22 protein-coding genes are annotated in these 25291 nt (G+C 40.7%); 19 read left to right on the top strand and 3 right to left on the bottom strand.

Translation table 11 applies throughout. The annotated features are described in order from the left end of the window. Positions 1–556: 556 nt before the first annotated feature. Positions 557–1171 carry an undecaprenyl-diphosphatase gene (locus AB4Z50_RS06990; protein WP_441877327.1) on the top strand — a complete coding sequence of 205 codons (615 nt, stop codon included), beginning with the start codon at positions 557–559 and terminating at the stop codon, positions 1169–1171. Positions 1172–1765: 594 nt separating this feature from the next. On the opposite strand, the gene AB4Z50_RS06985 is transcribed toward AB4Z50_RS06990, so the two are convergent. Further along, entirely contained in the window at positions 1766–2482 is a 717-nt protein-coding gene (locus tag AB4Z50_RS06985; protein ID WP_441877324.1) for a FadR/GntR family transcriptional regulator, read from the bottom strand. A gap of 116 nt (positions 2483–2598) precedes the next feature. On the opposite strand from AB4Z50_RS06985, the gene AB4Z50_RS06980 reads away from it, so the two are divergent. From AB4Z50_RS06980 to AB4Z50_RS06920, 13 genes are all read left to right on the top strand, one after another. Further along, complete coding sequence (locus AB4Z50_RS06980) at positions 2599–4014, top strand: FAD-binding oxidoreductase (protein WP_441877321.1); 1416 nt, start codon at positions 2599–2601, stop codon at positions 4012–4014. After that, entirely contained in the window at positions 4007–5368 is a 1362-nt protein-coding gene (locus AB4Z50_RS06975; protein WP_441877318.1) for a (Fe-S)-binding protein, read from the top strand. The genes AB4Z50_RS06980 and AB4Z50_RS06975 overlap by 8 nt, the downstream gene beginning before the upstream one ends. Before the next feature lie 108 nt (positions 5369–5476). Then, positions 5477–6340: a MurR/RpiR family transcriptional regulator gene (locus tag AB4Z50_RS06970; RefSeq protein ID WP_441877315.1), complete on the top strand. Its 864-nt coding sequence runs from the start codon at positions 5477–5479 to the stop codon at positions 6338–6340. Between the two features lie 571 nt (positions 6341–6911). Continuing rightward, positions 6912–7817 carry an N-acetylmuramic acid 6-phosphate etherase gene (gene murQ / locus AB4Z50_RS06965; RefSeq protein ID WP_441877312.1) on the top strand — a complete coding sequence of 302 codons (906 nt, stop codon included), beginning with the start codon at positions 6912–6914 and terminating at the stop codon, positions 7815–7817. 59 nt (positions 7818–7876) lie between these two features. Continuing rightward, positions 7877–9331 (top strand): ABC transporter substrate-binding protein, encoded by a 1455-nt coding sequence (locus AB4Z50_RS06960; protein ID WP_441877309.1) that lies wholly within the window; start codon positions 7877–7879, stop codon positions 9329–9331. Between the two features lie 105 nt (positions 9332–9436). Next, positions 9437–10339: a carbohydrate ABC transporter permease gene (locus tag AB4Z50_RS06955; protein ID WP_441877306.1), complete on the top strand. Its 903-nt coding sequence runs from the start codon at positions 9437–9439 to the stop codon at positions 10337–10339. A 17-nt stretch (positions 10340–10356) separates the two neighbouring features. Then, a complete protein-coding gene (locus AB4Z50_RS06950) occupies positions 10357–11217 on the top strand; it encodes a carbohydrate ABC transporter permease (protein ID WP_441877303.1) in 861 nt (286 codons plus the stop codon). Then, positions 11217–12437, top strand: a complete 1221-nt coding sequence (locus AB4Z50_RS06945) for an anhydro-N-acetylmuramic acid kinase (RefSeq protein WP_441877300.1) — start codon at positions 11217–11219, stop codon at positions 12435–12437. The genes AB4Z50_RS06950 and AB4Z50_RS06945 overlap by 1 nt, the downstream gene beginning before the upstream one ends. A gap of 3 nt (positions 12438–12440) precedes the next feature. After that, positions 12441–13409, top strand: a complete 969-nt coding sequence (locus AB4Z50_RS06940) for a GNAT family N-acetyltransferase (protein WP_441877297.1) — start codon at positions 12441–12443, stop codon at positions 13407–13409. 2 nt (positions 13410–13411) lie between these two features. Then, positions 13412–14116 carry a PIG-L deacetylase family protein gene (locus tag AB4Z50_RS06935; RefSeq protein WP_441877294.1) on the top strand — a complete coding sequence of 235 codons (705 nt, stop codon included), beginning with the start codon at positions 13412–13414 and terminating at the stop codon, positions 14114–14116. A gap of 25 nt (positions 14117–14141) precedes the next feature. Then, complete coding sequence (locus AB4Z50_RS06930) at positions 14142–15284, top strand: exo-beta-N-acetylmuramidase NamZ family protein (RefSeq protein WP_441877291.1); 1143 nt, start codon at positions 14142–14144, stop codon at positions 15282–15284. Positions 15285–15301: 17 nt separating this feature from the next. Continuing rightward, positions 15302–16864 carry a glycoside hydrolase family 3 protein gene (locus AB4Z50_RS06925; protein WP_441877288.1) on the top strand — a complete coding sequence of 521 codons (1563 nt, stop codon included), beginning with the start codon at positions 15302–15304 and terminating at the stop codon, positions 16862–16864. 12 nt (positions 16865–16876) lie between these two features. Then, the gene (locus tag AB4Z50_RS06920; protein WP_441877285.1) at positions 16877–17794 is read left to right on the top strand and encodes an N-acetylglucosamine kinase; all 918 of its coding nucleotides are present in this window, start codon (positions 16877–16879) and stop codon (positions 17792–17794) included. 109 nt (positions 17795–17903) lie between these two features. On the opposite strand, the gene AB4Z50_RS06915 is transcribed toward AB4Z50_RS06920, so the two are convergent. Beyond that, a complete protein-coding gene (locus AB4Z50_RS06915; RefSeq protein WP_441877282.1) occupies positions 17904–19112 on the bottom strand; it encodes a GNAT family N-acetyltransferase in 1209 nt (402 codons plus the stop codon). Positions 19113–19375: 263 nt separating this feature from the next. Further along, complete coding sequence (locus AB4Z50_RS06910; protein ID WP_430057220.1) at positions 19376–20353, bottom strand: tRNA dihydrouridine synthase; 978 nt, start codon at positions 20351–20353, stop codon at positions 19376–19378. A gap of 510 nt (positions 20354–20863) precedes the next feature. Here AB4Z50_RS06910 and AB4Z50_RS06905 point away from each other — a divergent pair. The 5 genes from AB4Z50_RS06905 (at position 20864) to AB4Z50_RS06885 (ending at position 24015) form a co-directional block, all read left to right on the top strand. After that, positions 20864–21205, top strand: coding sequence for an ArsR/SmtB family transcription factor (locus AB4Z50_RS06905; RefSeq protein ID WP_208629897.1), 342 nt, complete (start codon positions 20864–20866; stop codon positions 21203–21205). Next, positions 21198–21641: an SRPBCC family protein gene (locus AB4Z50_RS06900; protein ID WP_076269679.1), complete on the top strand. Its 444-nt coding sequence runs from the start codon at positions 21198–21200 to the stop codon at positions 21639–21641. The genes AB4Z50_RS06905 and AB4Z50_RS06900 overlap by 8 nt, the downstream gene beginning before the upstream one ends. Positions 21642–21690: 49 nt before the next feature. Further along, positions 21691–22137 carry a cupin domain-containing protein gene (locus AB4Z50_RS06895; protein ID WP_441877277.1) on the top strand — a complete coding sequence of 149 codons (447 nt, stop codon included), beginning with the start codon at positions 21691–21693 and terminating at the stop codon, positions 22135–22137. A gap of 490 nt (positions 22138–22627) precedes the next feature. Then, entirely contained in the window at positions 22628–22825 is a 198-nt protein-coding gene (locus tag AB4Z50_RS06890) for a hypothetical protein (protein WP_076269681.1), read from the top strand. Beyond that, on the top strand, positions 22822–24015 hold the full coding sequence (locus AB4Z50_RS06885) for a winged helix-turn-helix domain-containing protein (RefSeq protein ID WP_441877274.1): 1194 nt from the start codon (positions 22822–22824) through the stop codon (positions 24013–24015). The genes AB4Z50_RS06890 and AB4Z50_RS06885 overlap by 4 nt, the downstream gene beginning before the upstream one ends. Positions 24016–25291 lie beyond the last annotated feature (1276 nt).

Genomic DNA, 25291 nt, shown 5'->3' with positions numbered 1-25291 from the left:
TACACGGCATAAAGCGACAGCGAACAGTTGCAATCGTAGAGAGGTAGCCGCCCGCATGAAACATAGGCCTTATCAAATCCATACCCACAACATGCCCGCATTTTGCCCACGAACTCTACTTACATACTCTACTCACATGGATTTATCGAACTAGTTTTTGAAGAAAATCGGACAAATAACACATAAATAGACTCAAAAAACACATGAAAACGTATTTGTCTCATGGGCGGCATGATGTAATAAGGGGTTAAACCCTTATACATCAAGGGTTTTCGTCAGTGAAAATCCTGTTTATCAATATTTTTATAACTTTGAGACCTTCCAGATTATTCTGGGAGGTCTTTTTGCGTTTGTCGAAATTCAACATGAATAAGGATATTGGAGGAGAGGGAGGTAATCGCTGCCAACGGGGGCAACTGCCTATGTGAAGATTAAAGCAAATTTACAAAATGACAATAATGTAACATAGGAACCCTTAATTGTTAGGGGAATCGATGGTTGTTTGTCTATCTGTCTTTTAAGATATAAGAAATAAAGGCAGAGGAGGTGGTGTGAAATGAATTTTTTAGAAGAAAATATTAAATTATTTAGAATGGTTAATGACCTAGGGAAACAATATCCATACTTAAATCCTGCTATGGTTTTTATTGCTGAGTTTATGGTGTATTTCTTGATTTTAGGTGTTATCTTTATTTGGTTTACTCGACATAAACAGAGTAGAATGATGATTGTTTGTGCAACCATTACTGTTGTATTTGCTGAAATTATTGGGAAAATAGCAGGCAATTTTCATTCGAATAATCAACCATTTGCTGAGTTGGCAAATGTTAATAAATTAATTGAAAAAGCAGTTGATAATTCTTTTCCAAGCGATCATACAATATTGTTCTTTTCATTTTGTGTTTCCTTTTGGTTATTCAGAAAAGGCTGGTGGCTTTTATGGGTTATACTAGCTTCCCTTGTTGGTATTTCTCGTATTTGGGTCGGTGTCCACTATCCAGCAGATGTCCTAGTAGGAGCTATTATAAGCATCATTTCAAGCTCAATTGTTTACCTTGTTGTTCCTAAGTTAAGCTTGACTCAGAAATTGTTAGGGGGTTATGCAGAATGCGAAAAATTGCTTCTATCTCGATTAACTAAATCGAAAGGGAATAGATCAAAGGAGTATTAAGAGAAATTATGCACATAGAAAAAGATAATAGATCCAGTCGGATATCAGGCAGAGAAGCCTGTAGCAGTAATAGTTTCCACGAGCGGTAACACCGTTTGACCACATAGTGTAAAAAAATGAGAGACCTTTCAAGAGTTCATTGAACTTTTGGGAGGTCTCTCATTTTTTTGATAAATACCTTATTCTAATTCTTGGTCTAAAAATGGTATTACTAAACGACGTACTTCATCTGTTGACTGAAGATCATGACACCATCAACGCCGTAATATTCCACTAATTTGAGTCCCGTTGCGCGGTCAGGAATATCATGGGCGGCAAGATGTTTTTATTGATATAAGTATGGATAGATTTCTTTCAAAATAGTGAGTCAAGCTGATGCACAAATCATTATGATTTAAGCATCTCTCAGTATTAGCTTATACCACGCATCTCCCTTCATTCGTAATCAAAGATTATGCCTCGTATTGCCCATTCCATAACCATTTGATCAGCGAAGCAATTGAAATGAATGCCGTATGTATTTATCAGCCTATTGAAAAAAATAAAGCCAAAGATAGAATTGTCATTCTATCATTGATTCTATATTAAACAAAATTAGTCGAGAATGTCTCTGCGTTTCAGTACATTCTCGACTTTATGCAAATGAGCTTGAATGAGCTGGCTGGCCAGCTCGCTGTTTTGAGCTAATATTGCATTATATATGGATTGATGCTCTTTTAAGAGAAGTGTGGAAGAGGACTTGTCTTCGAAAAACCACAGCTGACGAGTTTTTCCCATTGTTTCGGTCAGCTTAGAAGTAAGTGAACTCATTAATGTATTAAGCAGCTTATTGTGTGAGGCAGCTGCTATAGCTAGATGAAATTCGATATCCGCATGTTCACTCATTTGTGTATTATTCATTTCCAACGCTTGCTCCATTTGTTCAATAATCTGCTTTAAGTTCTCGAGATCCCTATCATTTCGACGCTCGGCAGCGAATGCAGCACTGCCGCTTTCAAGCCAAATACGAACTTCCAGTATCTCTTTTACACTTTCCGATTCCTCGAATGGATCTCGCGAGTTGCTCTGCAAGGTAGGCAATACTTTATTGACAAAGGTACCTCCGCCATGCTTTACATCTATCCAGCCTGTTGCCTTTAATGCGCTCAATGCTTCACGAATGGTGGAGCGACCTACTCCAAAGGAGGTACTCAAGTCAACTACGGACGGTAGTTTTTGACCAGGATGTAAGAGACCTTCCTCAATTTGTGAGAGAATGGCTCTTCGCACAAGCTCATGTCCTTTTTCAGTTTCTACCTTTATCGGCTGCATAGAGCTTTAAACCTCCCGAAAATAAAACTATAGACTATACTGTACAACTTTATTACACTATAATCAACACAAAGTCATCAGATGACCTGCTCAATTTAGTTATGGAGGAATCGTTCATGTTGAATGAAGCTGTAGTTAAACAATTACGAGAGATTGTAGGGGAAAAATTTTTTCGGACAGATCAGGAGGCGTTAATCGCACATTCCTATGATGGAACGCCGATGTTGCAGGCTTTGCCAGATGCAGTTATTTATCCAGAATCAACAGAGCAAGTTTCAGAAATTATGAAAATAGCTAACAGCAATCTTATTCCGATTGTAACAAGAGGCTCGGGTTCGAATCTTTGCGGTGGTACAGTACCATTGCAAGGCGGAATTGTGATGGTTATGCATCGCATGAATAAAATTATTGAAGTGGATATGGAAAACTTAACGGCTATTGTCCAGCCTGGTCTAATTACTGGACAATTCATTTCACATGTTGAAGGGCTAGGACTATTCTATCCACCAGATCCAAGCAGTATGAAAATTTCTACAATAGGCGGCAATATCGCTGAATGCTCAGGCGGTCTAAGAGGCTTAAAGTACGGAACCACAAAAGATTATGTACTTGGCTTAACTGCTGTGCTGGYAAATGGCTCAATCATCCGTACTGGCGGGAAATTGACTAAAGATGTCGCTGGGTACGATTTGACGAAACTATTAGTAGGCTCTGAAGGAACTCTTGCCGTTATTACAGAGGCGATTCTTAAGCTTGTGCCACAGCCAAAAACAAAGAAAACGATGGTTGCGATGTATAAGGATATTTATGGTGCAGCACATACGGTATCTAAAATTATTAAAAACCAAATTATTCCAGCGACCTTGGAAATACTGGATAATCCAACCATTCGGGTTGTTGATGATTTCGCGAAAATCGGTTTGCCACTAGATATGGCCGCGATCCTCATTATTGAGCAGGATGGTGAACAAGAAGTGGTTGAACGTGATATTGAAAAAATACAGCTTATTTGCAAGGAAGAGCAGGCGGATCGAATTGAGGTAGCAGCGGATCGTGAAGAAGCAGAAAAGCTTCTGACAGCTAGACGCAGCGCATTTACCGCACTTGCTCGCCTGCGCCCGACGACGATACTTGAGGATGCTACTGTACCTCGTTCTAAAATTGCGGAAATGATATTGCGTACAAATGCAATCGCCCAAAAATATAATGTGAATATAGCGACCTTTGGGCATGCAGGTGATGGAAACCTGCATCCAACCTCAACGACTGACGCACGTGACCACGAAGAAGTGCATCGTGTTGAGGAGGCATTTGCCGAAATTTTTGAAGCTGCAATCGAACTCGGTGGCACGATTACTGGTGAGCATGGGGTCGGCGTTGTGAAAGCCCCTTATTTGGAATGGAGGGTTGGGGAAGCGGGAATTGAAGTAATGAAAGGAATCAAAGGCGCTTTCGATCCAATGAATATTTTGAATCCTAGTAAGATGTTTGCTAAGGAAGCGAGGAAACGGGTGGTGGTGCAGCATGGCTAGTACTACAGGAAAACCGGTTATCGAGCATGCTCATCCTCTTGCTCGTACTTTATTAGAGAAGCTTGACTACGATCAGCTAACAAATTGTATGCGATGCGGCTTCTGCTTGCCTGCTTGTCCGACATTCCATGAAACAGGTATGGAGCCTGCCTCTCCACGTGGACGCATTGCGATGATGAAGGCAGCTGTAGATGGACTAATGGTTCCAGACCAGCAGTTCCAAGATCAAATGAACTTATGCTTAGGCTGTCGTGCTTGTGAACCAGCTTGTCCGGCAGATGTAAAGTATGGTCAATTAATTGAACAGACGAAAGAAGCGATCGAGGAGCACGCAACGCATTCATTGCCGATTAAAGGTATTCGCAAGACGGTTTTCAAACATTTATTTCCGAAACGTAGCAGCTTGAAGCTGCTTGGAGGCTCGCTTGCGGTCTATCAAAAATCCGGCTTGCAAAAAGTAGTGCAATCAACCGGTGTAATGAAGCTGTTGCCTAAACAATTATCTGAGATGGAGTCTATCTTGCCATCTGCCAGTTCAAAGGGTGTAGTTGAGCGGCTGGGCACTTTTTATCCTGCGAAGGGTGAACGAATCGCCAAAGTTGCGATGTTTCGCGGTTGTATCATGGATGTTATATTCGCAGATACGAATGTGAATACAGTTGAGCTGCTGTCTGCTGCGGGCTTTGACGTATATATTCCTGAAAGTCAGGTCTGCTGTGGTGCGCTGCATGCTCATAGTGGGGAAATGAATGACGCTCGCGAACTGGCAGCAGTGAATATCGATATATTCAAACAGCTCGATGTCGCCTACATTGTATCCAATGCAGGCGGTTGTGGTGCGCTGCTCGTTGAATATGACCATCTTATGCAGGAAAATAAAAAGTACAGCGAGACAGCAAAATGGTTTGCTTCAAGAGTGATCGATGTCAGTACATTGATTGTAGAAAAGGGACGTGTACCGAAATTTGTACAAAAAGAAAGTTCTCAAGATGCCCGGAAAGTCAAAGTGACGTATCAGGATTCCTGTCATCTGCGCAATGTGATGAAAGGCTCGAGCGCTCCACGTAAATTAATGAGGGAAGTAGTTAACGCTGAATATGTTGAAATGGGTGAGTCTGATCGCTGCTGCGGCTCTGCTGGCATATACAATGTCGTACAGCCTGAGATGGCGGGTTCCATCCTTGAGCACAAAATGGAGCATGCGAACAACACACAAGCAAGCTATATGCTAACGAGTAATCCAGGCTGTCTGCTTCAAATGAAGCTTGGAATAGAAAAGCATAAGCCTGATCAGACGATGAAAGCGATGCACATCGTTGATTTTTTGCATGATCGGATGATTGTATCAGAGTAACAAATATTAATTTTAAGTTTGCCAAAATGTATTTTGCTATTGTATTAGGTTGTCTAAATTGTTTATGATATTATTTAAGGTGTTAATTAAATCTTGAGTAGGTAGATTATGAGTTTAAATGACAACATATTAATTAAGATTCGTGAAATGAGAGAAAGCTTTACTCCAGTTGAACGATTGGTTGGAGATTACATTTTAGAAAATAAAGAAGAAATCCCTCATTTATCGATTAAGGAATTAGCTCAATCTAGTAAAACAAGTGATGCCTCTGTCCTTCGTTTCTGTAAGACGATGGGTTACAGCGGATACCGCAATTTTATTGTGAGTATCTCCGCTTCTTTGGGCTCTCGTGATGAGGATCCAAAGGCTCAATATACAGATATTCAGCCGGGCGATGATCTCTCGACAATTATTTCAAATATTTCTTTGAATAATTGCAAGTCCATTGAGGATACGCTTAGTGTCATCGACCGAAAAGAAATTGCAAGAGCTGTAGAATTATTATGCCATAGCAAGAGAATTGTTTTCTTTGGAATAGGTGCCTCAGGAATCGTTTGTATGGACGGGGAACAGAAGTTCTCACGAATTAATAAGATGTGCCATGCCTATACGGATGGTCATAGTCAGCTCACAGCAGCAACGTTACTTGAGAAAGATGATGTTGCCATTTTCATTTCCAACTCTGGCGCAACTAGTGATATTATTGATGCACTGATCATTGCTCAAAAGAACAAAGCGAAATGTATTGCGATTACGAAGTACAATAAAAGTGAGCTTGCCGTGCGAGCGGATATTGTTCTTAGTATATCTACACCTGAAATTACAATTCGCAGTGGTGCTATGGGCTCGCGTATTGCTATGCTTACGATTATCGACATCTTATTTGCTGGTGTCGCAAGTGCAGAATATGAGGAAGTAAAAACCTACTTGACAAAAACACATAATATAGTGAAGAAAAAACTGAGATATTAGGTTCTTCTTTAATGAATGGGGAAGAAAGCATTGATCATTGATCAATGCTTTCTTTGTGTATTTCATGCATTTATTTTTATACCTAACATAATACTCACTCAATTGATGTTAGATTAGCTACGTAACAAATGCGTTTAATCCAACCATATAATGATTAGTTTAATTCGACAATTAAGAGCTTTGCACGCTATTTTAATGTTGAAAATGAATAAAAATTGTAGGCAAAACGTCTACTGGTTGATTAGAGACTGTGTAATTTCATGCTTCATTTGAATTGGAAATAAGCGCATATGACAGCGATTTCTTTTTTTAGGAATGCTGTAACGGTAGTACTGTAAGCGTTTAATGAAAATTAAAAAAGTACCTTGTAAGCGGTTTGTAAATGTGATATAACAGTGTGTATAGAGATTGAAATAAAAAAACAGAATATTATTTCTTTATGAAATATTATTTCAAAATCTATTGACGGATTGAAGGCAGTGTATTAATATAAAAAAATAATTCATGTTAATTAACCTCACTTATCTAGTAATTTATATGTGAAATATTGTTAACAAGACGGAGGATGACTATGAATGACTACCTTGCGGGTTTAACAACAGAGGCTGTGAATCCAGACACATTAATGATTGATGAATGTACGACGGAGCAAATGGTCCAGTTAATGAATCAACAAGATGCTCTGGTCTCAGTAGCTATAGCTGAGGAAATTCCGCAGATTGCAAAGGCGGTAGATGTTCTACATCATAGGTTGTCTAATGGTGGAAGAATGTTTTATATAGGAGCTGGCACATCAGGAAGATTAGGTGTTTTGGATGCTTCAGAATGTCCTCCTACCTTTGGTACAGATCCTTCCTTGGTACAGGGCTATATCGCTGGTGGCGATATTGCTTTGCGTAGTGCGGTTGAAGGCTGTGAAGACGATGTTGATGAAGGGACCGCAATAATCGAAAGCATCGGTGTAACAAACAATGATGTGCTAATTGGGATTTCGGCAAGCGGCAGTGCAAACTATGTTATTGCAGCTTTAACGAAAGCAAAGGAGCTTGGAGCAGCCACTATCGGTGTTTGTAACAACAAAGGCTCAAAGTTTGAACCCATTGTAGATGTTTGTATTTCACCTGTTGTAGGGCCGGAGGTCATTAGCGGCTCGACTCGATTAAAGGCGGGAACTGCTCAAAAGCTGGTGCTTAATATGCTGACAACATGCACAATGGTCAAGTTAGGGAAAACGTATAACAACTTAATGGTTGATCTAAAGGCAAGTAATTTTAAGCTGGTAGATCGCTCAGTTCGTATTATTATGAATACGACTGGTGTAGACACATCAACCGCCGCAGAAACACTTGAAAGAGCATCTATGAATTGTAAGCTGGCAATAATGATGATTAAAACGGGGTTGGATGCAAAGGAAGCAGAACAAGCACTTAACGCAAATGGAGGACGGTTGAAACAAGCGATCTCATCATTGGCTTAGGTGGAAAAGAAATGGAGTAACGGGATTGATGCTTTTAAAAATTGAGGAGGCTGTTATCGATGAAAAAAAGATCATTTGTATTAACTCTATTTTTGTCAGTAATCATGATGTTATCACTATTAACCGCTTGTGCAGGAAACGGGAAAAACGCTCCAGACGCTACAAATTCCGGAAACAAAGGCAGCAGCAACAGTGGTTCTGAGCTAAAAAAAGATACGATTACTGCATTATTACCTCCAGTATCGGCTAACTACCAAGCGCGTTTTACTGCTATGGAAAAAGAGTTTAATGAATTGTATCCACACCTAACTTTGAAAATCGAACCAGCGAGCTGGGAAGATATGACACAAAAACTTGATACTCAAGTAAATGCGGGTTCTCCTCCAGATATCGCTTGGGTTGGTTCTACAGGAATATCTAAATATGCAGCGCTAAACGTTCTAATTGACCTTAATGCTGCACTTTCAGATGAAGTTAAAGCAGATTATGATGAAGTTGCAATGAAATACTTCCAATTGGGCGATTCTCAATATGGTTTGCCAGCTTACTTGGCCATTCATTCTATCGGTGGCAACAAACAGTTCTTAGAGAAAGCGGGTATCGATTGGAAAAACGTTCAACAAAACGGTTGGACATATGACCAATTCCGCGATGCAATTAGTAAAGGCGTTGTTAAAAACGCTAAAGGTGAAACAACTCAGTATGGTTTTGTTTTCGCAACATCTGGTGTTACATCTAAGGACTATCTTAGTATTATGGCTAAATCTGCCGGTTTGCCAGACTACTTTGATCAAAACCTTAAGTTCTCTTACACAAGCAAAAACTTCTTAGGTCTGCTTGAAGCTATCCGTCAAATGATCGATGATGGCTCAATGCCTAAAGAACTAAGTTCTATCGATGCAGGCAAGCGCTGGAACATGTTCTTAACTGGTCAAACCATGATCACTGGTAAAGGCCTAGCTAGCTTTGAAAACTCTGCTCGTCTAAACAATGAAAAAATTAAAGCGAATGATGGTTCTGCAGTAGCGGATTCAATCGAAGCTGAATACATTGCGCTTCCTACACCTACATTTAACGGTGCTGATTACATTCCTACAGCTGTTGTTGATGGTTACATTGCGCTTCGTGGCAAAAAGGATCCTTCTGAAGAGCATGTTAAAAATATTGGTTTAGCCATTAATTTCCTATCTTCGGGAACCATTGCGGCTAACTACAGTAATGAGCTGTTCTTATCACCAATTACAGAATCTGCACGCAATGCTGCAGTGCTTGAACAATATCCTCGCAATGAAGAGAACGTTAAAGCAGACCAAATCATGATGTCCAAAGCGGTTCCGGCGCGTACAGATATCCCAACTGATCTAGCCGCAGAAGCACTTAAAATTGAAACGGAAGTCATCGTTCCTAAACTGCAAGCATTACTTGCAAATGAGATCAGTCCACAAAAAATGTATGATGCAGTTAAAGCAGCAGCAATTAAAGCCTTCGGTGAAGATGGTATTGTAGTTGACTAATCTGTCATAACCTAGCATGTGAAAGCTGTACGTAGCTACAACGTACAGCTTTCCTTCTAAATTAGACTAGAGCTTTTACTTTTTTAAGAAGAGAGGTGCGACCCAATGAATCAAACGTTGACTAAAAGAAAAAAATTGAAACTCGAAAGTGACTTAGGTTGGGGATACGCGTTTATCGCAGTAGCACTTATTGCGTTTTCTTTATTTACCGCATATCCAGTAATCAATGCTTTTATGATCAGCTTACAAGAATATCGTCCATTAGGGTCCACATATGTTGGCCTGGAAAACTTCGTTAACTCATTTTCAGATGAACTTTTCTGGAAAGCATTGAAAAACACATTAGTATATACGTTATTAACGGTTCCATTTAATATTTTTCTATCCTTCTTAATTGCAATTTTGATTATACCTTTCAAGAAAAGAACACAAACAATCTTTAAAGCAGTATATTACTTGCCAGCTGTAGCATCAGGTGTAGCGCTTGCTGTTGTATGGCTGTGGATCTTCGATCCGTTAAAATCAGGTATTGCCAATCAGGTTGTGTCGTTTTTTGGGATTACTAATCAAAACTGGCTTGGTTCCAGTGCAACTGCCATGTTTTCACTTGTATTAATGTCATGGCTATCAAGTCATGGTACAGCGATTATTATCTATTTAGCTGCATTGCTCGGTATTGATAACAGCTATTATGAAGCAGCTGATATTGATGGCGCGACTTTCTTGCAAAAGCTTTGGTTTATCGTCGTTCCTTTCCTTAAGCCAACCACGCTATTCCTACTTGTTACAGGTGTCATTGGTTCCTTCCAAGTATTCCAAAACGCTTATCTTATGACAGGCGGTGGACCAGACCATGCAACAACAATGGTAGGTTTGTTGATTTTTAACAATGCGTTCACATATTTTGAGTTTGGTGAGGCAGCAGCACAATCATTACTTCTAGCAGCGATTATCGCAATTATTTCATACCTTCAATTTAAGTTTTTGGGCAAAGAAATAGAATACTAGGATAGGGGCAGGATACTATGGGTTTGTTCAACAATAACATCAGAAGCAAAGGGTATCTGTTCGTCCGTAACGGTCTAATTATTACGTTCCTTATCCTATTTGCCGCAGCTACCATTTTCCCGATTTACTTTATGATCATTTCCTCGTTCGGTGATCCGGTAGAAGCTGGTGCAATGAGCTATTCGATCATCCCGTCGAAGATTTCATTTGAATCCTATAAATTCTTCTTTAACTTCAGCCCGCATTCATGGGATTGTCTAATGAACTCTTTTATTGTGGCAGCTTGTATCACGGTATCTAACGTATTTTTTGCTACACTTGCGGGGTATTCTTTTGCAAAAATGAGATTTAAAGGAAGAAACATTTTGTTCGCTATTTTGCTAGGATCGATGATGATTCCTGGCCAAGTCACACAGGTTCCACTATATATATTGATTGTAAATATTTTTGAATTACAAAATACGTATACAGCTTTGATTATGCCAAGTATCGTAACGGTGTATAACATTTTCTTGGTTAAGCAGTTCATGTCTTCCATTCCAGTTGAAATTATTGAAGCTGCTAAAATCGAAGGTTGTTCTCAACCTAAAATCTTCTGGCATATCATTATGCCTCTATCAAAAACAGTTATGGCAGTACTGGCTATCCTAACGTTCATGGCAGCATGGAATGACTTCTTCTGGCCATTCCTAGTAACGAATACGATGGATATGCAAACGATTCAGGTCGGCTTGAAAAACTTCCGCTTTGCGAATACAACTTACTTTGCACCAATGATGGCAGGTGCAACAATTTCAGCAGTTCCAATGTTTATTTTGTTCTTCAGTTTACAAAAATACTTCCTTGAAGGAGTAACAGTTGGAGCGGTGAAGGGCTAATGGACAAACAATCAAAAGTTGAAGCAACATACTTAGTTGGCTTGATGTCTGGTACATCAGTAGATGGTATTGATGCAGCGGTAATTAAGCTTTCTCCAATGCCGGATAAAGAGCAAGGAGTAGAGATTGAGCTGCTGGCTTTTGAGAACACTGCTTTTCCGAAGCAAGTTAGAAACGCAATATTTGAGCTTTTTGACCGGTATAACGCTACGATTGATAAAGTTGGCGCAATGAATATGTGGCTTGGTGAATTATACGCCCAAGCCACATTGTCCGTTATAGGGAAATGCGGGCTTGAACCATCACAAATATTTGCAATAGGTTCACATGGTCAAACGATCTATCATGCTCCGGAAGAAAATGTTATGGACGGCTATAACCTGCATTGTACGGTTCAAATTGGTGATGGTGCAGTAATTGCGAATCGCACAGCAATTCCTTGCGTATCAGACTTTCGAGTCGCTGACATGGCAATGGGTGGACAAGGAGCGCCGTTAGTACCATTTACTGAATATTTATTGTTTAACAATCCAGAGAAAACACTTCTTCTGCAAAACATTGGAGGAATAGGGAATGTGACTGTTCTTCCTGCAAATGCCTCGCCGGAACAGGTATTTGCTTTTGATACTGGTCCTGGAAATATGATTATCGATGGGCTTGTATCGCAATTATTTGCGCCAATGACGATGGATGTTGGCGGTAGAATTGCTGCGAGCGGTCAAGTGATTGATGAGCTTTTGAAATGGATGCAGCAAGATGATTATTATAGGATGCCTTTACCGAAATCGACAGGCAGAGAACGATTTGGTCAACCATACGTTGCACAAATTATTGAATGGATGGAGGCTAAGAACTGGAAAGCTGAAGATGTTGTTGCAACAGCTACACACTTAACAGCATGGAGCATCATAGATAGCTATGAACGGTATATTGCGCCACAGCATCAAGCCCAGCAATTGCTAATTGGTGGCGGTGGCAGCTATAACCAAACGTTATTGCGTGATTTGCAGCAATTATTTGCATCATATAAGGTGCAGGTGCTGACGCAGGAGGATGTCGGTGGCAATAGTGATGCTAAGGAGGCCATTGCATTTGCTGTACTAGCGTATTATACGATGAAGCGCTTACCAAACAATATTCCACTAGTAACAGGAGCTTCTCAGCCAGTAGTCATGGGCAAAATTTCTTGGCCTTATCTTGGACGTTCACAGGAGGTTTGAATGATGCAAATCAGACCCTTTTCATTTGAAGATCTTTCTGAAGTTGTAGAGCTTTGGAATCGAGAGGCTACAAAATATGATTACAAACCATTTACAGAGCGGGAGTTTCAAGATAGTTTCATTGATCATCCTTATTTCGATGCGGAGTGTATATGGGTAGGCTGCAATGAAAAAGGTATTGTTGGTTTTGCAGCTGGTTGCAGTGGTGATGACCTGCCGCTAGGAGATGTGGCCGGCTATATTACGAGTGTTATTATTGATGCCGAAGACGCTTCTCTAGAGTATTACGATGCTTTTCTTTTAGGTATAGAAAAAAGATTCCAAGTGCTTGGAAAAAGACAGGCGGAAGTATTGTTTTTTAACCCTATTAAGCTGAAATGGAATATTCCAAGTGCGCCGCAGCATGAGCACAATAATGCCCCAGGCATCGGTAGAGACCAGCCATTATACGATGCTTTAATCGCTAGAGGGTACGTGGATCGGGCGACGCAATGCGGCATGTACTTAAGACTCGGAAACTTTAGTGTTCCTGAAGATATGACAAGCAAAGAAGATAAAGCAAATAGTAAAGGCTATTATGTTATTCCTTATGCCCCTGATTTGCATAATGGGCTTGAAGCAACGCTTGCAGCCTTGCAAAATCCGCAGTGGGAAAAGGATATTGTATCGTATGTGAAGGATGGCTCACCTCTTGTAGCAGCTGTGCATGGCAACGAGGTTGTTGGCTTTGCAGGTCCTATTATTTCACAACCGAATGGTCGAGCATTTTTTTGCGGTATCGGTGTTCACCCCGAGCATGAGGGTCATGGTCTCGGCAGTATATTGTTTTTCCGAATGGTCGAGGCTTTTCAACATGCGGGATGTCAATATATTTCTTTATTCACTGGCAGTAATAATCCCGCTCTTCGAATCTATCAAAAAGCAGGATTTAGTATTGAAAAACAATTTTCTATCTTGCGGAGGGAACTATAAAGATGAGCGAAAAATTAACAGTATTAGCTATTGGAGCACATGTTGGCGATGTGGAACTAGCATCCGGTGGTGTATTAGCTAGTCATAGCTTAAAGGGAGACCGCATTGTGACACTAGCATTAACTGCAGGTGAAAGAGGTGTGCCAGCAGGAGGGGATATGAAGGAGTACCGTCAGCAAAAAGTGAAAGAGGCGGAAGTATTTGCTGATATGCTCGGCGGTGAAGCCATTGTACTTGATTATTGTGACGGAGAGCTGCCTGACAATCAACAAGTTCGTATGGAGGTTTGTGATGTTATCCGCCTTGTGAAGCCAAACATTATTATAACACATTGGAAAAATAGTATGCATAAGGATCATGCGCTAACGCATCATATCGTTAATGATGCTCGTTTCTTCGCAAGCCTGTCATCCTTTGAACGTGATCTTCCTGCTCACTTTGCAGCAAGACTATATTATTCCGAAAACTGGGAAGATGGTGTTGATTATGTCCCTTACCTATACGTGGATTTCGATCAGGCGGCATATGATCTATGGATTGATGCTTTAAGCAAACATTGGTTTGTGACGAATAGCAAATCTTTCAAATATATGGATTACTATAAAGCATTAGCAGTTGTTCGCGGCTGTGAAGCAAGAAAAACATATGCAGAAGCCTTTATGGTGCCTGCTGAAACGATGAAGGTTAGACAATCTAGTCTTTGGTAACAGTTCAGTAAGGAGGCAACTTTATATGGTGTTAAATGGGATCGATTCGATTACGAAGTATCGTCAATGGTTTGAAGGCAAGCGTGTAGGATTAATTACAGCGCCGACAGGGCTTACAAAAAATTTTGAATCAACGATTGCCATTTTGCATAAAAACTTTAATCTTACTGCGATGTTTTCACCTGAGCATGGTGTTCGCGGAGATTTAGATGCAGGGGCATTAGTAGAGACGTATATGGATCCTTTGACGAATGTTCCGGTCTATAGTTTATACCGTAAAGACTCCAAGCGTTTAACAAAGGAAATGCTGGATGAAGTAGATATCGTTGTGTACGATATTCAAGATGTTGGTGTACGGTATTACACATTTATATATACGATGCTTTATGCAATTGAAGATTGTGCTAAGGCAGGCATAGAATTTGTTGTTCTTGATCGTGTTAATCCGCTTAATGGGGTAAACGTGGAAGGGAATATTTTAAAGCCTAGCTTCAAATCATTTGTTGGAAATTACGAGCTCGCTGTTCGATACGGCCTCACAGCAGGTGAAGTGGCAATGATGGCAAATGATCAAATGAATTGGAAAGCTTCGCTTCATGTCGTTCGTTTGGAAGGCTGGGAACGGAGCATGTCCTTACCGGATACAAAATTAACTTGGGTTCATCCTTCACTTGGGATACCGCGATATGAAACAGCGTTATTATATACAGGTACATGCTTATTTGAAGGTACAAACTGCTCCGAAGGACGCGGTACAACGTTCCCATTTGAAATGATTGGCGCTCCCTTCATTCAAGCGCAGCAATTGGCAGATGAGATGAACGCCAAACGAATGCCAGGTGTGCATTTCCGTCCTGTTCATTTCAAGCCGACGTCATCTAAGCATGTTGGCGAACGATGTGGCGGGGTACAAATATATATTACAGACATCCAAGTGATGAAGCCGTTAGAAGTTGGCGTAACCTTATTATTCGCGATAAGAGATTTGTATGAGCAATTTTCATTCCTGCCTCCTGTGAAGGAGGGCTCACGCCCATTTATCGATTTGCTGGGCGGGGACAGCATGTATCGTACGGAAAATATTCGAGCAAAGCAGCTGCTTGAACAGTTTGCAGAGGAAAGCAAGCAATTTGCAGAAATGAAACAGCAATATCATTTATATCGTTAGTGGATGGTGAGCAATTGATGAAAACAATAAAACAAATGAACTTGCGTGAAAAGATCGGGCAAATGTTCGTCACAGGCTTCCCGTCAACTGAGATATCTCCTGAGCTGAAGGAAGTAATCGAGCAGTATAAAGTCGGCAATATTATATTATTTTCACATAATATCGAAGATAAATATCAATTAGGCGGGCTTGTAGCTGAGTTGCAGCAATGGTTCACGACACATACAGGCTTCCCAGGCTTTATTACGATTGACCAAGAAGGCGGTCGTGTTACTCGAATGCCCAAGGACGCGACAAATGTTGCTGGGGCAATGGCAATTGCTTCATCAGGCCGACCTGAAAATGCGTATGCAGCAGGTAGAATGACTGCCAGAGAATTAAAAGCATTAGGTATTAATTTCAATCTTGCGCCAGTGATGGACATTAACAATAATGCCTTGAACCCCGTTATCAACGTTCGTTCTTATGGGGATTCTGCCCAGAAGGTATCACAATATGGGATTGAAATGATGAAGGGATTACAGGGTGGAGGCGTAATGTCCTCGCTTAAGCATTTTCCAGGTCATGGTGATACAAATGTCGATTCGCATATTGGCTTGCCTACGATTGAAAAAACGGTAGAGGAATTAGAGCATCTTGAACTGCTGCCGTTTAAGGCTGCAATTGAGCAAGGTGCTCAAGCTATTATGAGCGCACATATTTTATTTCCGCAAATCGATAAGTCCGGGCTGCCGGGAACGATGTCTTATACGATTATTACAGAGCTATTAAAAGAAAAATTAGGATTTAAAGGTTTAGTTGTATCGGATTGTTTGGAAATGGATGCGATTAAACGCTATTATGGTACTGCAAAAGGAGCGTTAGGGGCCGTTAAAGCAGGTATTGATTTGATATTTATTAGTCATACGCCTAAAACGGTTAAAGAAGCGATTCATTTAATAGAAGAAGCTGTTGCAAACGGTGATTTGGATGAAGCGGTTATTGATGCAGCTGTTACAAAAATTTTAGCTTATAAAGCCCAATATGCAGTTATTGAGGAGCTAGATTACGAAATAGTTGGCTGCGATGTACATCGCCGTGCGAATGATCTGATGCGAACGGAAACGATCTGCCGCATTAACGGTGAGATTGATCCTATTCAAACAGGTGATGAGCAAGTATTATTTATGGGCTCCTACTCCTATCGCACCGATCTTGCATCCAGCAGTGTCAATCAAGATCTTAGCTTCCCGCAATATATGGGTGAGCATTTTCATGCAGCGTATGAGATTATCAGCATTGATCCGAGCGAGGAGCAGATTAAAGCTGCGCTGCAAAAGGCTGAAGGCTACAAGCATGTTGTAATCGGCTTGTTCAATGCGCGTGAAAACAGAGGTCAACTTGCACTTGTACAGAAGCTGTTGGCAGCAGACTGTAAAGTAACGGCCATTACATTAGGCCGACCATATGATTTAACATTAATCGATGGTGAGTTCTGCGGAATTGCAGCATTTGAGTATTCATTAGATGCATTCAAATCACTTATTCCAATCTTAAATGGTGAGCTTACACCAACTGCCAACATTACGATTCAGCTTTAGGGGGATATGAGTATGGCATATATCGTTGGAGTTGATGGAGGCGGCACCAAGACAGCTGTCACAATTATCCATGACCAGGAAGATGCTTTATTAACCTTTACTGTAGGACCAATTAATTATAACGGCGGGGATGCTGATGCGATTGCTGTCTCCTTTGAGGAAATTTTTAATCGAACGAAGCTCTACTGCAGCAATTTAGAGGAAGTTACTCATATCTGTATAGGAGCAGCAGGCGTAAGCAATCCGACAGTCGTTCATTTTTTGGAGAAGCATGTGAGAGATAATGGTTACATAGGGCCGTTAACGATTACAGGTGATCAAGAAACCGCATTATACGGAGCACAAAATGCGATGCAAGGCATTATTCTCATTGCCGGTACAGGGTCGATTTGCTTCGGGGTGAATGAAAAGGGAGAGCAGCATCGCACAGGAGGCTTTGGCCATCTCATTGATGACGAGGGAAGTGGCTATTGCATTGGGCGCAATCTCTTGTCCATTTTAGTTCAAGCAGAGGACGGAAGAATGACGGATACAATCATTCCAGCGCTAGTATACGAGCAGCTTGGGCTAAGCACTGTGAAAGAAATTATTGGCTTTGTTTATCATAAAAATACAACAAAAAAAGATATTGCGAAGCTCGCACCGATCATGACGACAGCATGCGAGAAAGGGGATGCGCAAGCGCTTGAGCTAGCGGAGCAATGTGCAGCCAGTCTATTTGAACTTGTGGTGCCTGTTATTGAGCGACTAGAGTTATATGAAAGTCCGATTGCCGTTGCAGGAAGTGTGCTGCAAAAATCTCGTTTTGTAAAAGATGCATTGGAACGAAAGCTTGCACGAACCTACCCGCAAACAAAGCTGATCTTGCCGATTAGGGATGCTGCCTATGGTGCTGTTTTGTTAGGAAGATCAAAAATGAAAAACGATTAGTAGTTAGCGTTATGCGAAATTASGGTGTGTCATAAGTCCGAGCAGTTCTGGACTTGCGACACACCCCTTTTTATAAGCTATTAAGCAACATCAGTTGAAGGAAAATGACTTAAAATTTGTCGGTCAAATAAAACACGGCCTGCTGTTTCGGGAATAGAGCTTGCAAAATGTTTGCCTGTTCAGCACTATCCTTTGCTCTGCCTGCCGCATTATAGCCGAACATCAAATAAGTTATGAGATTACGTTCATCCACTTCTACCTCGACATAGGACTCAGCATGACTAACATCGGAAACGGAAAGCAGCTTCTGCTTGTAATCAAGATATATATGATCCTCTCCGCATTGAAGCGCTATGTACAGTTCTTGATCTGCCATCAAGTTATTAGTGTTAAGTCGATGTTCCAATTCAGGCCGAAGCTTTTGGAATGTAGAATGTAGATTGATCATTTTCCACATCGCCTGATTAATTGGAATGGATTGCGCTTGATGTTGTTGATAAAAGGAATATAGCTTATGATCCTCTGGCAGCATCGCTAATATTTGCTTTGCACTTGGGCGCAGCTGACATAAGGCATGAAATAAATGTTCAACACCGTCCACTGCCTCGTTCAAATACATGAATTCATTAATAAATACTTGTTCAGTATCCTTCTTTTCAATCATGCCATAAGCTACAATTTTTTTATTTCTGCGGAGCAGCAGACAGTCTGCTTTTTTCCATTCCGGCCAGTTTATTAGATCATTCCAGTATGATTCATTACGGACTACAGTATAGGTGCGATTCTGATTGAACTGTTCGTATATGAAACGGATATCATCAAGATAACGAGGCTCAAAAGGAACGATGTCATAGCTGCTTTGCTGCTCAAAGCTTGCTTGCTTTTCAATAGCGTAAGCAGTCTCGGGAATAAGTTCCCAGCCAACCTTTTCATAAAATGCATGCTTACTAGCCAGAAGTAAACTTATATCATAATTGGTTTCTTTCATGTAGTCTGTTTGTGCATGAAGAATTTTGTGCGTAAGGCCCATTCCACGATAATTCGGAGCTGTACCGACGCTGCCCATTGCACCAGTTTTCAAGATCGCTTGACCGACTCTAATAGAAAGAGGGAAAATTTGCACATTAGCAGCAATCTCACCGTCGACCATTGCGAACCATGTTGTCTCTGGATCATATGTGCTATCGAGATCCAGTCTTTCTTGGAAAAAAACTCGGCCTACTGAAAAGCACTCATCTAAAATATCGTAAATCTTTTCAAGCTGCTCTCTCGTTGGCTGGTTCGTTACGATGATGTTTTTGTCAGGTGCCGTCGTCATCTTTCATTTCCTCCTGCTTCGCAATGTTAGGATAAATTTAAATAGACTGAAAAAAGGGACTAATGATATTAGAAATTATTATCTTAATAAAAATATTAATATCTATAATAAATTTCGTCAATAAAGGAGCGTGAACACCGTATGACAACGCTTCATGCGGTAAGCTGGCTGAGAAGTCTCTGTGGCCACATCATATAAAAATGAGAGACCTTTCAAGAGTTCATTGAACTTTTGGGAGGTCTCTCATTTTTTTGATAAATACCTTATTCTAATTCTTGGTCTAAAAAAGGTATTACTAAACGACGTACTTCATCTGTTGACGTCGTATCCATCAATTGAGTTCTTAGTTCGCTTGCGCCTCTAAATCCACGAACATAGATTTTGAAAAAGCGAAGAAGTGGTTTAAATGGACGTGGTTCGTTTTCTTTTGAATATTTATCGTGAAGATCTAGCTGTAAAAGTAGTAAGTTGAGAAAATCCTTCGCGCTATGTTCTTTAGGTTCTTTTTCAAAAGCAAACGGATTGGTGAAAATGCCGCGGCCAATCATGACACCATCAACGCCGTATTGTTCTACCAATTTTAAACCAGTTGCGCGGTCAGGAATATCTCCATTAATGGTTAACAACGTATTTGGTGCAATTTCATCGCGTAATTTTTTTATTTCAGGAATGAGCTCCCAGTGCGCCTCTACTTTACTCATCTCTTTTTTTGTACGAAGGTGAATGGAAAGATTCGCAATATCTTGTTTCAATATATGCCCTAACCAATCGCGCCACTCGTCAATTTCAAAGTATCCCAATCTTGTTTTAACACTAACCGGCAATCCGCCTGCTTTTGCTGCTTGAATAATTTCGGCTGCAAGTTCAGGATGTTGTATTAATCCAGAACCCTTTCCATTGGATGCGACGTTTTGGACGGGGCATCCCATGTTTAAATCGATACCACGAAAGCCTAGTTTTTTCATATCAATACTCATCTGTTCAAAAAATGCAGGTTTATTGCCCCAAATATGAGCGACGATTGGCTGCTCATCTTCTGTGAACGTTAACCGGCCACGAGTACTGGCTCTTCCTGCAGGGTTACAATAACTATCTGTACTTGTGAATTCWGTGAAAAATACGTCGGGTTTCGCAGCTGTACTAACGACGTGACGAAATACAACATCTGTGACATCTTCCATTGGTGCTAATATAAAAAACGGCTTTGGTAAATCAAGCCAAAAGTTGTGTTCGTTACTCATAATATCTCCTCTTGTTGCAATATATAAAAATCAATAAAAGCCGTAGTAAAGTCTTTTACCCAACATACATAATATCATTTTTTTTCGTTTGATGCACAGAATCGATTGTATGAGCGACAGACATATATTTGGTAACGGTCACCTATCACACATCAAAACTGATGTTGTTGCATTTGTATGAAGTACATCTTCGATCTGCACCATTCTCGCTATAATGATTTGACTAATATAAGAGAACAAACGCTAGTCCCGGAAATTGACCATATAGATGAATAAGGCATTGGAATAGTTGTAAGTTGGCGTGAGAGTGATATAGGTTTCTATCCCAGAAAGTTGAAGCTACTTGCTGCCATTCGTATTCGGCTATACGCTTCAAACCGTGCAACCTGTCGACCTGTTCCCGCATACCATGTACGTTGAGTGCTGTGTGTCGGTAGTGATTAAGTATTTGACTGGACATGCAAAAAAGGGAGCTGAGCAATTTTACTGTGAAGCTTGACATGCAATTAAATGGTTGCATATAATAAGGGCATGGACAAAGTATTTAAAGCACTTGCCGATGGAACTCGCAGAGAGTTACTCGACTTCTTGTTCGCTAATAACGGACAATCCTTAGGAGAACTTTGTAAACAAATGACTATGACTCGTCAAGCTGTTACGAAGCACCTTCAGCTGCTGGAAGAAGCAAACCTTGTTACTGTCGTTTGGCAAGGCCGTGAAAAGCTGCATTATCTTAATCCGATACCTATCGGGGAAATTTATCAACGCTGGATCGGCAAGTTTGAGAGTCACCGGATTGAGGCATTAAACACACTAAAGCAAGCCTTAGAGGAGGATTCTAACCATGAATAAGACTTCATTCGTTTATACGACTTACATCGCAACTACGCCCGAGAAGCTTTGGCAAGCCCTAACTAACAGTGAATTCACCAAGCAGTATTTTTTCGGTCGTGAAATCTTTTCAGATTGGCAAGTTGGCTCCAGCTTTAAATTGATGGATAAAGATAAGGTTGATCATCATGGTGAAGTTCTTGTATGTGAGCCGTATCGTCTACTCACAGTTACCTGGAGCATCAGAGACGTTGAAGGAGAGCGATTCTCTAAGGTTAGTTATGAATTATCACCCTTGAACTCTACTGTAAAACTGACGCTACGCCACGAGGATTTATTAGAGAAGGATATTCGCAAAGATGAAGGCAAGATGGAAGGATTTAATAATGGCTGGCCTGTCATTCTCAACAATTTAAAGAGCTTGCTCGAAACAGGCAACATCCTGCCAGCCTTTTAGTTTATCATTCTGTTACTGAAACAATTAGATCTAAAGTGAGGTGAGCAAATTGGAGCCGAATCAAGCGAATTACTCGGTTAACCATGCAGGTACATTTTCGGATTTTGGAAACGTCACGGAAGGAATGCTAAAAGGGAAAATCTTTCTAAAAGAATCCTTACAACTTACGAGCATGGAAGTTTCACTCAATAATCTGCCCCCAAAGGCGGAAGTCCCTTTCTATCACAAACACAAAGAAAATGAGGAACTCTACATCTTTCTTAAAGGACAAGGTCAATTTCAAGTGGACGGAAACGAATTTGATGTGTTCGAAGGAACCTCCGTTCGAATTGCTCCTGACGGAGTGAGGGCGTTGCAGAATACATCCGCTTCGGAAGATATGTATTTTATCGTTATTCAAGCCAAAGAGAATAGCCTTACCCAATGGGTGGAGACAGACGGAGTAATCCTGGAACAACCTGTCGAATGGATCATGCAATCTCTCAAAACAACCTAAGCATCACACTCCAGCGAATTGTGGATCTTCACCATGAAAGCCCCGCCCGCACTAGGACGGGGCTTTGTTATACCCTAATATTGTAGACGGATTGTAGACGAAAGAATTTTACAAGCTGAATATCCTGAAATGTCGTAGACGAGTTGTCTACAAGAATTCAATAGAATTATATAAACTACATATTTGTGGTTGTGTATCGCATACACGTAAAGAGGTAAATACATATGGTAGATTCAGAAATATAATAATCAAAAGACAGTTGAGAAGTGAGCCACTGACTCCACACATGTGGAGTGTCTAATATTGATAATTCTGAAATAATAAATGAGATGTAACAGATTCGCTCAATTACATTGCTTTAATGATTGCTTACACGTAGGACACGGGCAGCAGTTCATTATCTCTTGTTTTTATGCTCAAGACAATGATAAGATATTACGGGAACGTATGTTTGTTTTTGTTAGTGTTCTAACAGATCGGGGGAACAGACGTGGTTGAAATTGTTGAAAAAGAGCAATTTTCGGTGATTGGAAAATTAGGAAAGGGGATTGCTGATGAAGCTCCCCAATGGATACCAGCATTATGGCAACAAGCAAATAGTAACTTTATTGAGATAAGCAACCTCGCCATCCATCATCAGGTGCAAGCAGCTTCCGTTTGTTTCGATAAGGAGCTGATGCGTACATGATTCAAATGACGAACCGCCAGGCACGGCAGTTTCTGTTATTGAAGCACGGGCTGTTGGGCGAATATCAATTTGCTGGAAAGCAGGGAGTATTGGATTTTGTGCGGCAGGTCGGTTGTATTCAATACGATCCCATCGATGTTTGCGGAAAAAACGCCGAACTGGTGTTGCAGTCGCGTATCAGAGGATTTACCAAGAACATGCTCGACGAGTTACAGTATAAAGATAGATTCTTGGTAGATTATCCCGACAAAAATTTGGCTATTATCCCTGTCGAGAACTGGCCGTACTTTGAGCGGTACAGGCAGGCTGCAAGACAACATGCTAAGCGCTATCCCGAAATGGAAGCGTTGGTACAACAAGTTCTGGCTCACATCCAAAATCACGGTGTGCTAAGTTCGAATGATCTAAAATTGAAAGGAAATTTCACTTGGCAATCGGTCATCCACTGGAGCAGCGGAAACAATTCATCCCGGTCGGTTCTGGAGCAGATGTACTCGACAGGCGATTTGATTATCCATCACAAAAAAGGAACGCGTAAATATTACGATATCGCCGGTAAGTACATACAGCCAAATCTGCTGAATGCGCCGGAGCCGTTGAAGGGCGAGCTTGAGCATCATAAGTGGCGGGTACTGCGTCGAATCGGAGCTGTTGGCCTTTTATGGAATCGCGCATCCGATGCCTGGCTGAACATATGGGGATTGAAAGCGGAGCAGCGCAACGAGGTTTTCCGCCAGCTGTTGCACGAAGCTCGCATTGTTGCTGTTGCCGTGGAACAAATGAAGGATACACTGTACTGCTGTGCGGAGGATTTACCGCTTATTGCAGCCGTCCTGCAAAATCCGACGCCGAAATTGCGCTGCGAGCTGATTGCCCCACTAGATAATTTCATATGGGACAGAAAACTGATCAAAGAATTATTTGGGTTCGATTACACTTGGGAGATTTATACGCCTGCAATCAAACGGAAATTCGGCTATTATGTGCTGCCTCTATTATACGGAGAAAGCCTCATCGGACGAGCCGAGGTAATCGCGGAGCGAAAAGCCGGGACGCTTGTTGTTAAAAATATATGGTACGAGAACGGCATAAAGCCAACAAAKCAATTGCGAACAGCCTTAAATAATTGTTTCCAAAATTTCGCATTATTCAACGGATGCAAGACGATTTCGACAGAGTCTTTGAACTGATATTTTCAGTTCCCTGGTACCATTTGCCGACGAGTTTCCGCGTAATACGAAGTTGAGAAGATTGTGGTGTAAAAGGATAGCACAATTAAGTTATATTATCGTTTTGCAGGTACGTTAGAAATTCTCGAACGGCTCGCTTGATGGTCATTCATGTAAAGTTATGCTGACCGCTTGGCGGTTTTATATCTGGGAAATTGTGCAACGCTCAGCAGTCCTTACATGTTGAGTATGTGGCTTGGTTGGAACTGGAAATGTAGATCTATATGTTCCCGCATGCGGGCATGTAGAAGTTGTTTGTTCCTTAATTTATAAAAATTTCGGGTCAGTGAATAGGGTAGTTGGGGACGTAAATATATTTTTACGTCCTTATTTTGTTATCCAATTGATTGGAGCTTCTCGTAGAATTGGTAATCTCGTCGTTAATCTTTTTTGTTTTACATGCTTTAGTGCTGTGATTGAAAAAGTAGTACCGTTCTTTGTTAGCTTATAGCTTATAGGATTTAATGAATTGAAATATATATTCGATATAAGTGTTTTTAAAGTTAAGTGACCCGAATAACATTCCCGAAAAAAATCATTCTTCAATCCATTCCACTAACATTCTCCGATATTCAACCATTCGCTAATTAGAAAAGTACTTGCTCATTATTTGAGAAATACATTTAAGAGCGGGAGCCCTCCATTCAAGACTCATATAGATGTATCTGTTTTTAACAGATTACCCGAAATAAAGAACTGTTGAAATCATAACATGTGGAGCTACTGTCTTAATCGTTCGAAGTCGTGGACACTTTAGAAAATGTGCCCTATCCCCCATAAATGTCAGAGATGACTTTATGATATAGAACATAGGAGGATTACATGTCCTGGAGCAAAATGAAGAAACAGCTTGAGCGTTTTTTCTGTCCTGCGTTATATGGAGATCATCATAGTAAGATATTCTGAGCTTCATGTTTACAAATTTCTTGACGCTACTAAATGTTGTGAGATAGTATTAAAACATACTAGTCATACTAGTCATATCATTTACGCTTTTTTACGTAATATTATCGTTTTGTCTGCGAGGCTGTCACTTTTACCAAATGAAGGTCATGTACCAGTATCCAATCGCTTGAAATGAAAGGATATGAAGGAGGTGATTGTAACCAAGGAAACCGAACAAAGCCGACCAGTAAAGTAACGGGTCTCGTTACCACCACTACAATATACGGCTGAGTAGGTCTATCGCAAATGGAGGTAAGATTTATTGCGGAAAAAGTTAAAAGTTGAAGGAGAC

It is taken from the genome of Paenibacillus sp. 2TAB26, assembly GCF_052115145.1.
Classification (GTDB): Bacteria; Bacillota; Bacilli; order Paenibacillales; family Paenibacillaceae; genus Pristimantibacillus.
Note: the sequence above shows the minus strand (reverse complement) of the source record. Positions and strands in the feature narration are given on the sequence as shown.

Bases quoted from the DNA above. Each gene is read 5' to 3' on its own strand.
- AB4Z50_RS06990 (WP_441877327.1), top strand. From the start codon at position 557: ATGAATTTTTTAGAAGAAAATATTAAATTATTTAGAATGGTTAATGAC.
- AB4Z50_RS06985 (WP_441877324.1), bottom strand. From the start codon at position 2,482: ATGCAGCCGATAAAGGTAGAAACTGAAAAAGGACATGAGCTTGTGCGA.
- AB4Z50_RS06975 (WP_441877318.1), top strand. From the start codon at position 4,007: ATGGCTAGTACTACAGGAAAACCGGTTATCGAGCATGCTCATCCTCTT.
- AB4Z50_RS06970 (WP_441877315.1), top strand. From the start codon at position 5,477: ATGAGTTTAAATGACAACATATTAATTAAGATTCGTGAAATGAGAGAA.
- murQ (WP_441877312.1), top strand. From the start codon at position 6,912: ATGAATGACTACCTTGCGGGTTTAACAACAGAGGCTGTGAATCCAGAC.
- AB4Z50_RS06960 (WP_441877309.1), top strand. From the start codon at position 7,877: ATGAAAAAAAGATCATTTGTATTAACTCTATTTTTGTCAGTAATCATG.
- AB4Z50_RS06955 (WP_441877306.1), top strand. From the start codon at position 9,437: ATGAATCAAACGTTGACTAAAAGAAAAAAATTGAAACTCGAAAGTGAC.
- AB4Z50_RS06950 (WP_441877303.1), top strand. From the start codon at position 10,357: ATGGGTTTGTTCAACAATAACATCAGAAGCAAAGGGTATCTGTTCGTC.
- AB4Z50_RS06945 (WP_441877300.1), top strand. From the start codon at position 11,217: ATGGACAAACAATCAAAAGTTGAAGCAACATACTTAGTTGGCTTGATG.
- AB4Z50_RS06940 (WP_441877297.1), top strand. From the start codon at position 12,441: ATGCAAATCAGACCCTTTTCATTTGAAGATCTTTCTGAAGTTGTAGAG.
- AB4Z50_RS06935 (WP_441877294.1), top strand. From the start codon at position 13,412: ATGAGCGAAAAATTAACAGTATTAGCTATTGGAGCACATGTTGGCGAT.
- AB4Z50_RS06930 (WP_441877291.1), top strand. From the start codon at position 14,142: ATGGTGTTAAATGGGATCGATTCGATTACGAAGTATCGTCAATGGTTT.
- AB4Z50_RS06925 (WP_441877288.1), top strand. From the start codon at position 15,302: ATGAAAACAATAAAACAAATGAACTTGCGTGAAAAGATCGGGCAAATG.
- AB4Z50_RS06920 (WP_441877285.1), top strand. From the start codon at position 16,877: ATGGCATATATCGTTGGAGTTGATGGAGGCGGCACCAAGACAGCTGTC.
- AB4Z50_RS06915 (WP_441877282.1), bottom strand. From the start codon at position 19,112: ATGACGACGGCACCTGACAAAAACATCATCGTAACGAACCAGCCAACG.
- AB4Z50_RS06905 (WP_208629897.1), top strand. From the start codon at position 20,864: ATGGTTGCATATAATAAGGGCATGGACAAAGTATTTAAAGCACTTGCC.
- AB4Z50_RS06900 (WP_076269679.1), top strand. From the start codon at position 21,198: ATGAATAAGACTTCATTCGTTTATACGACTTACATCGCAACTACGCCC.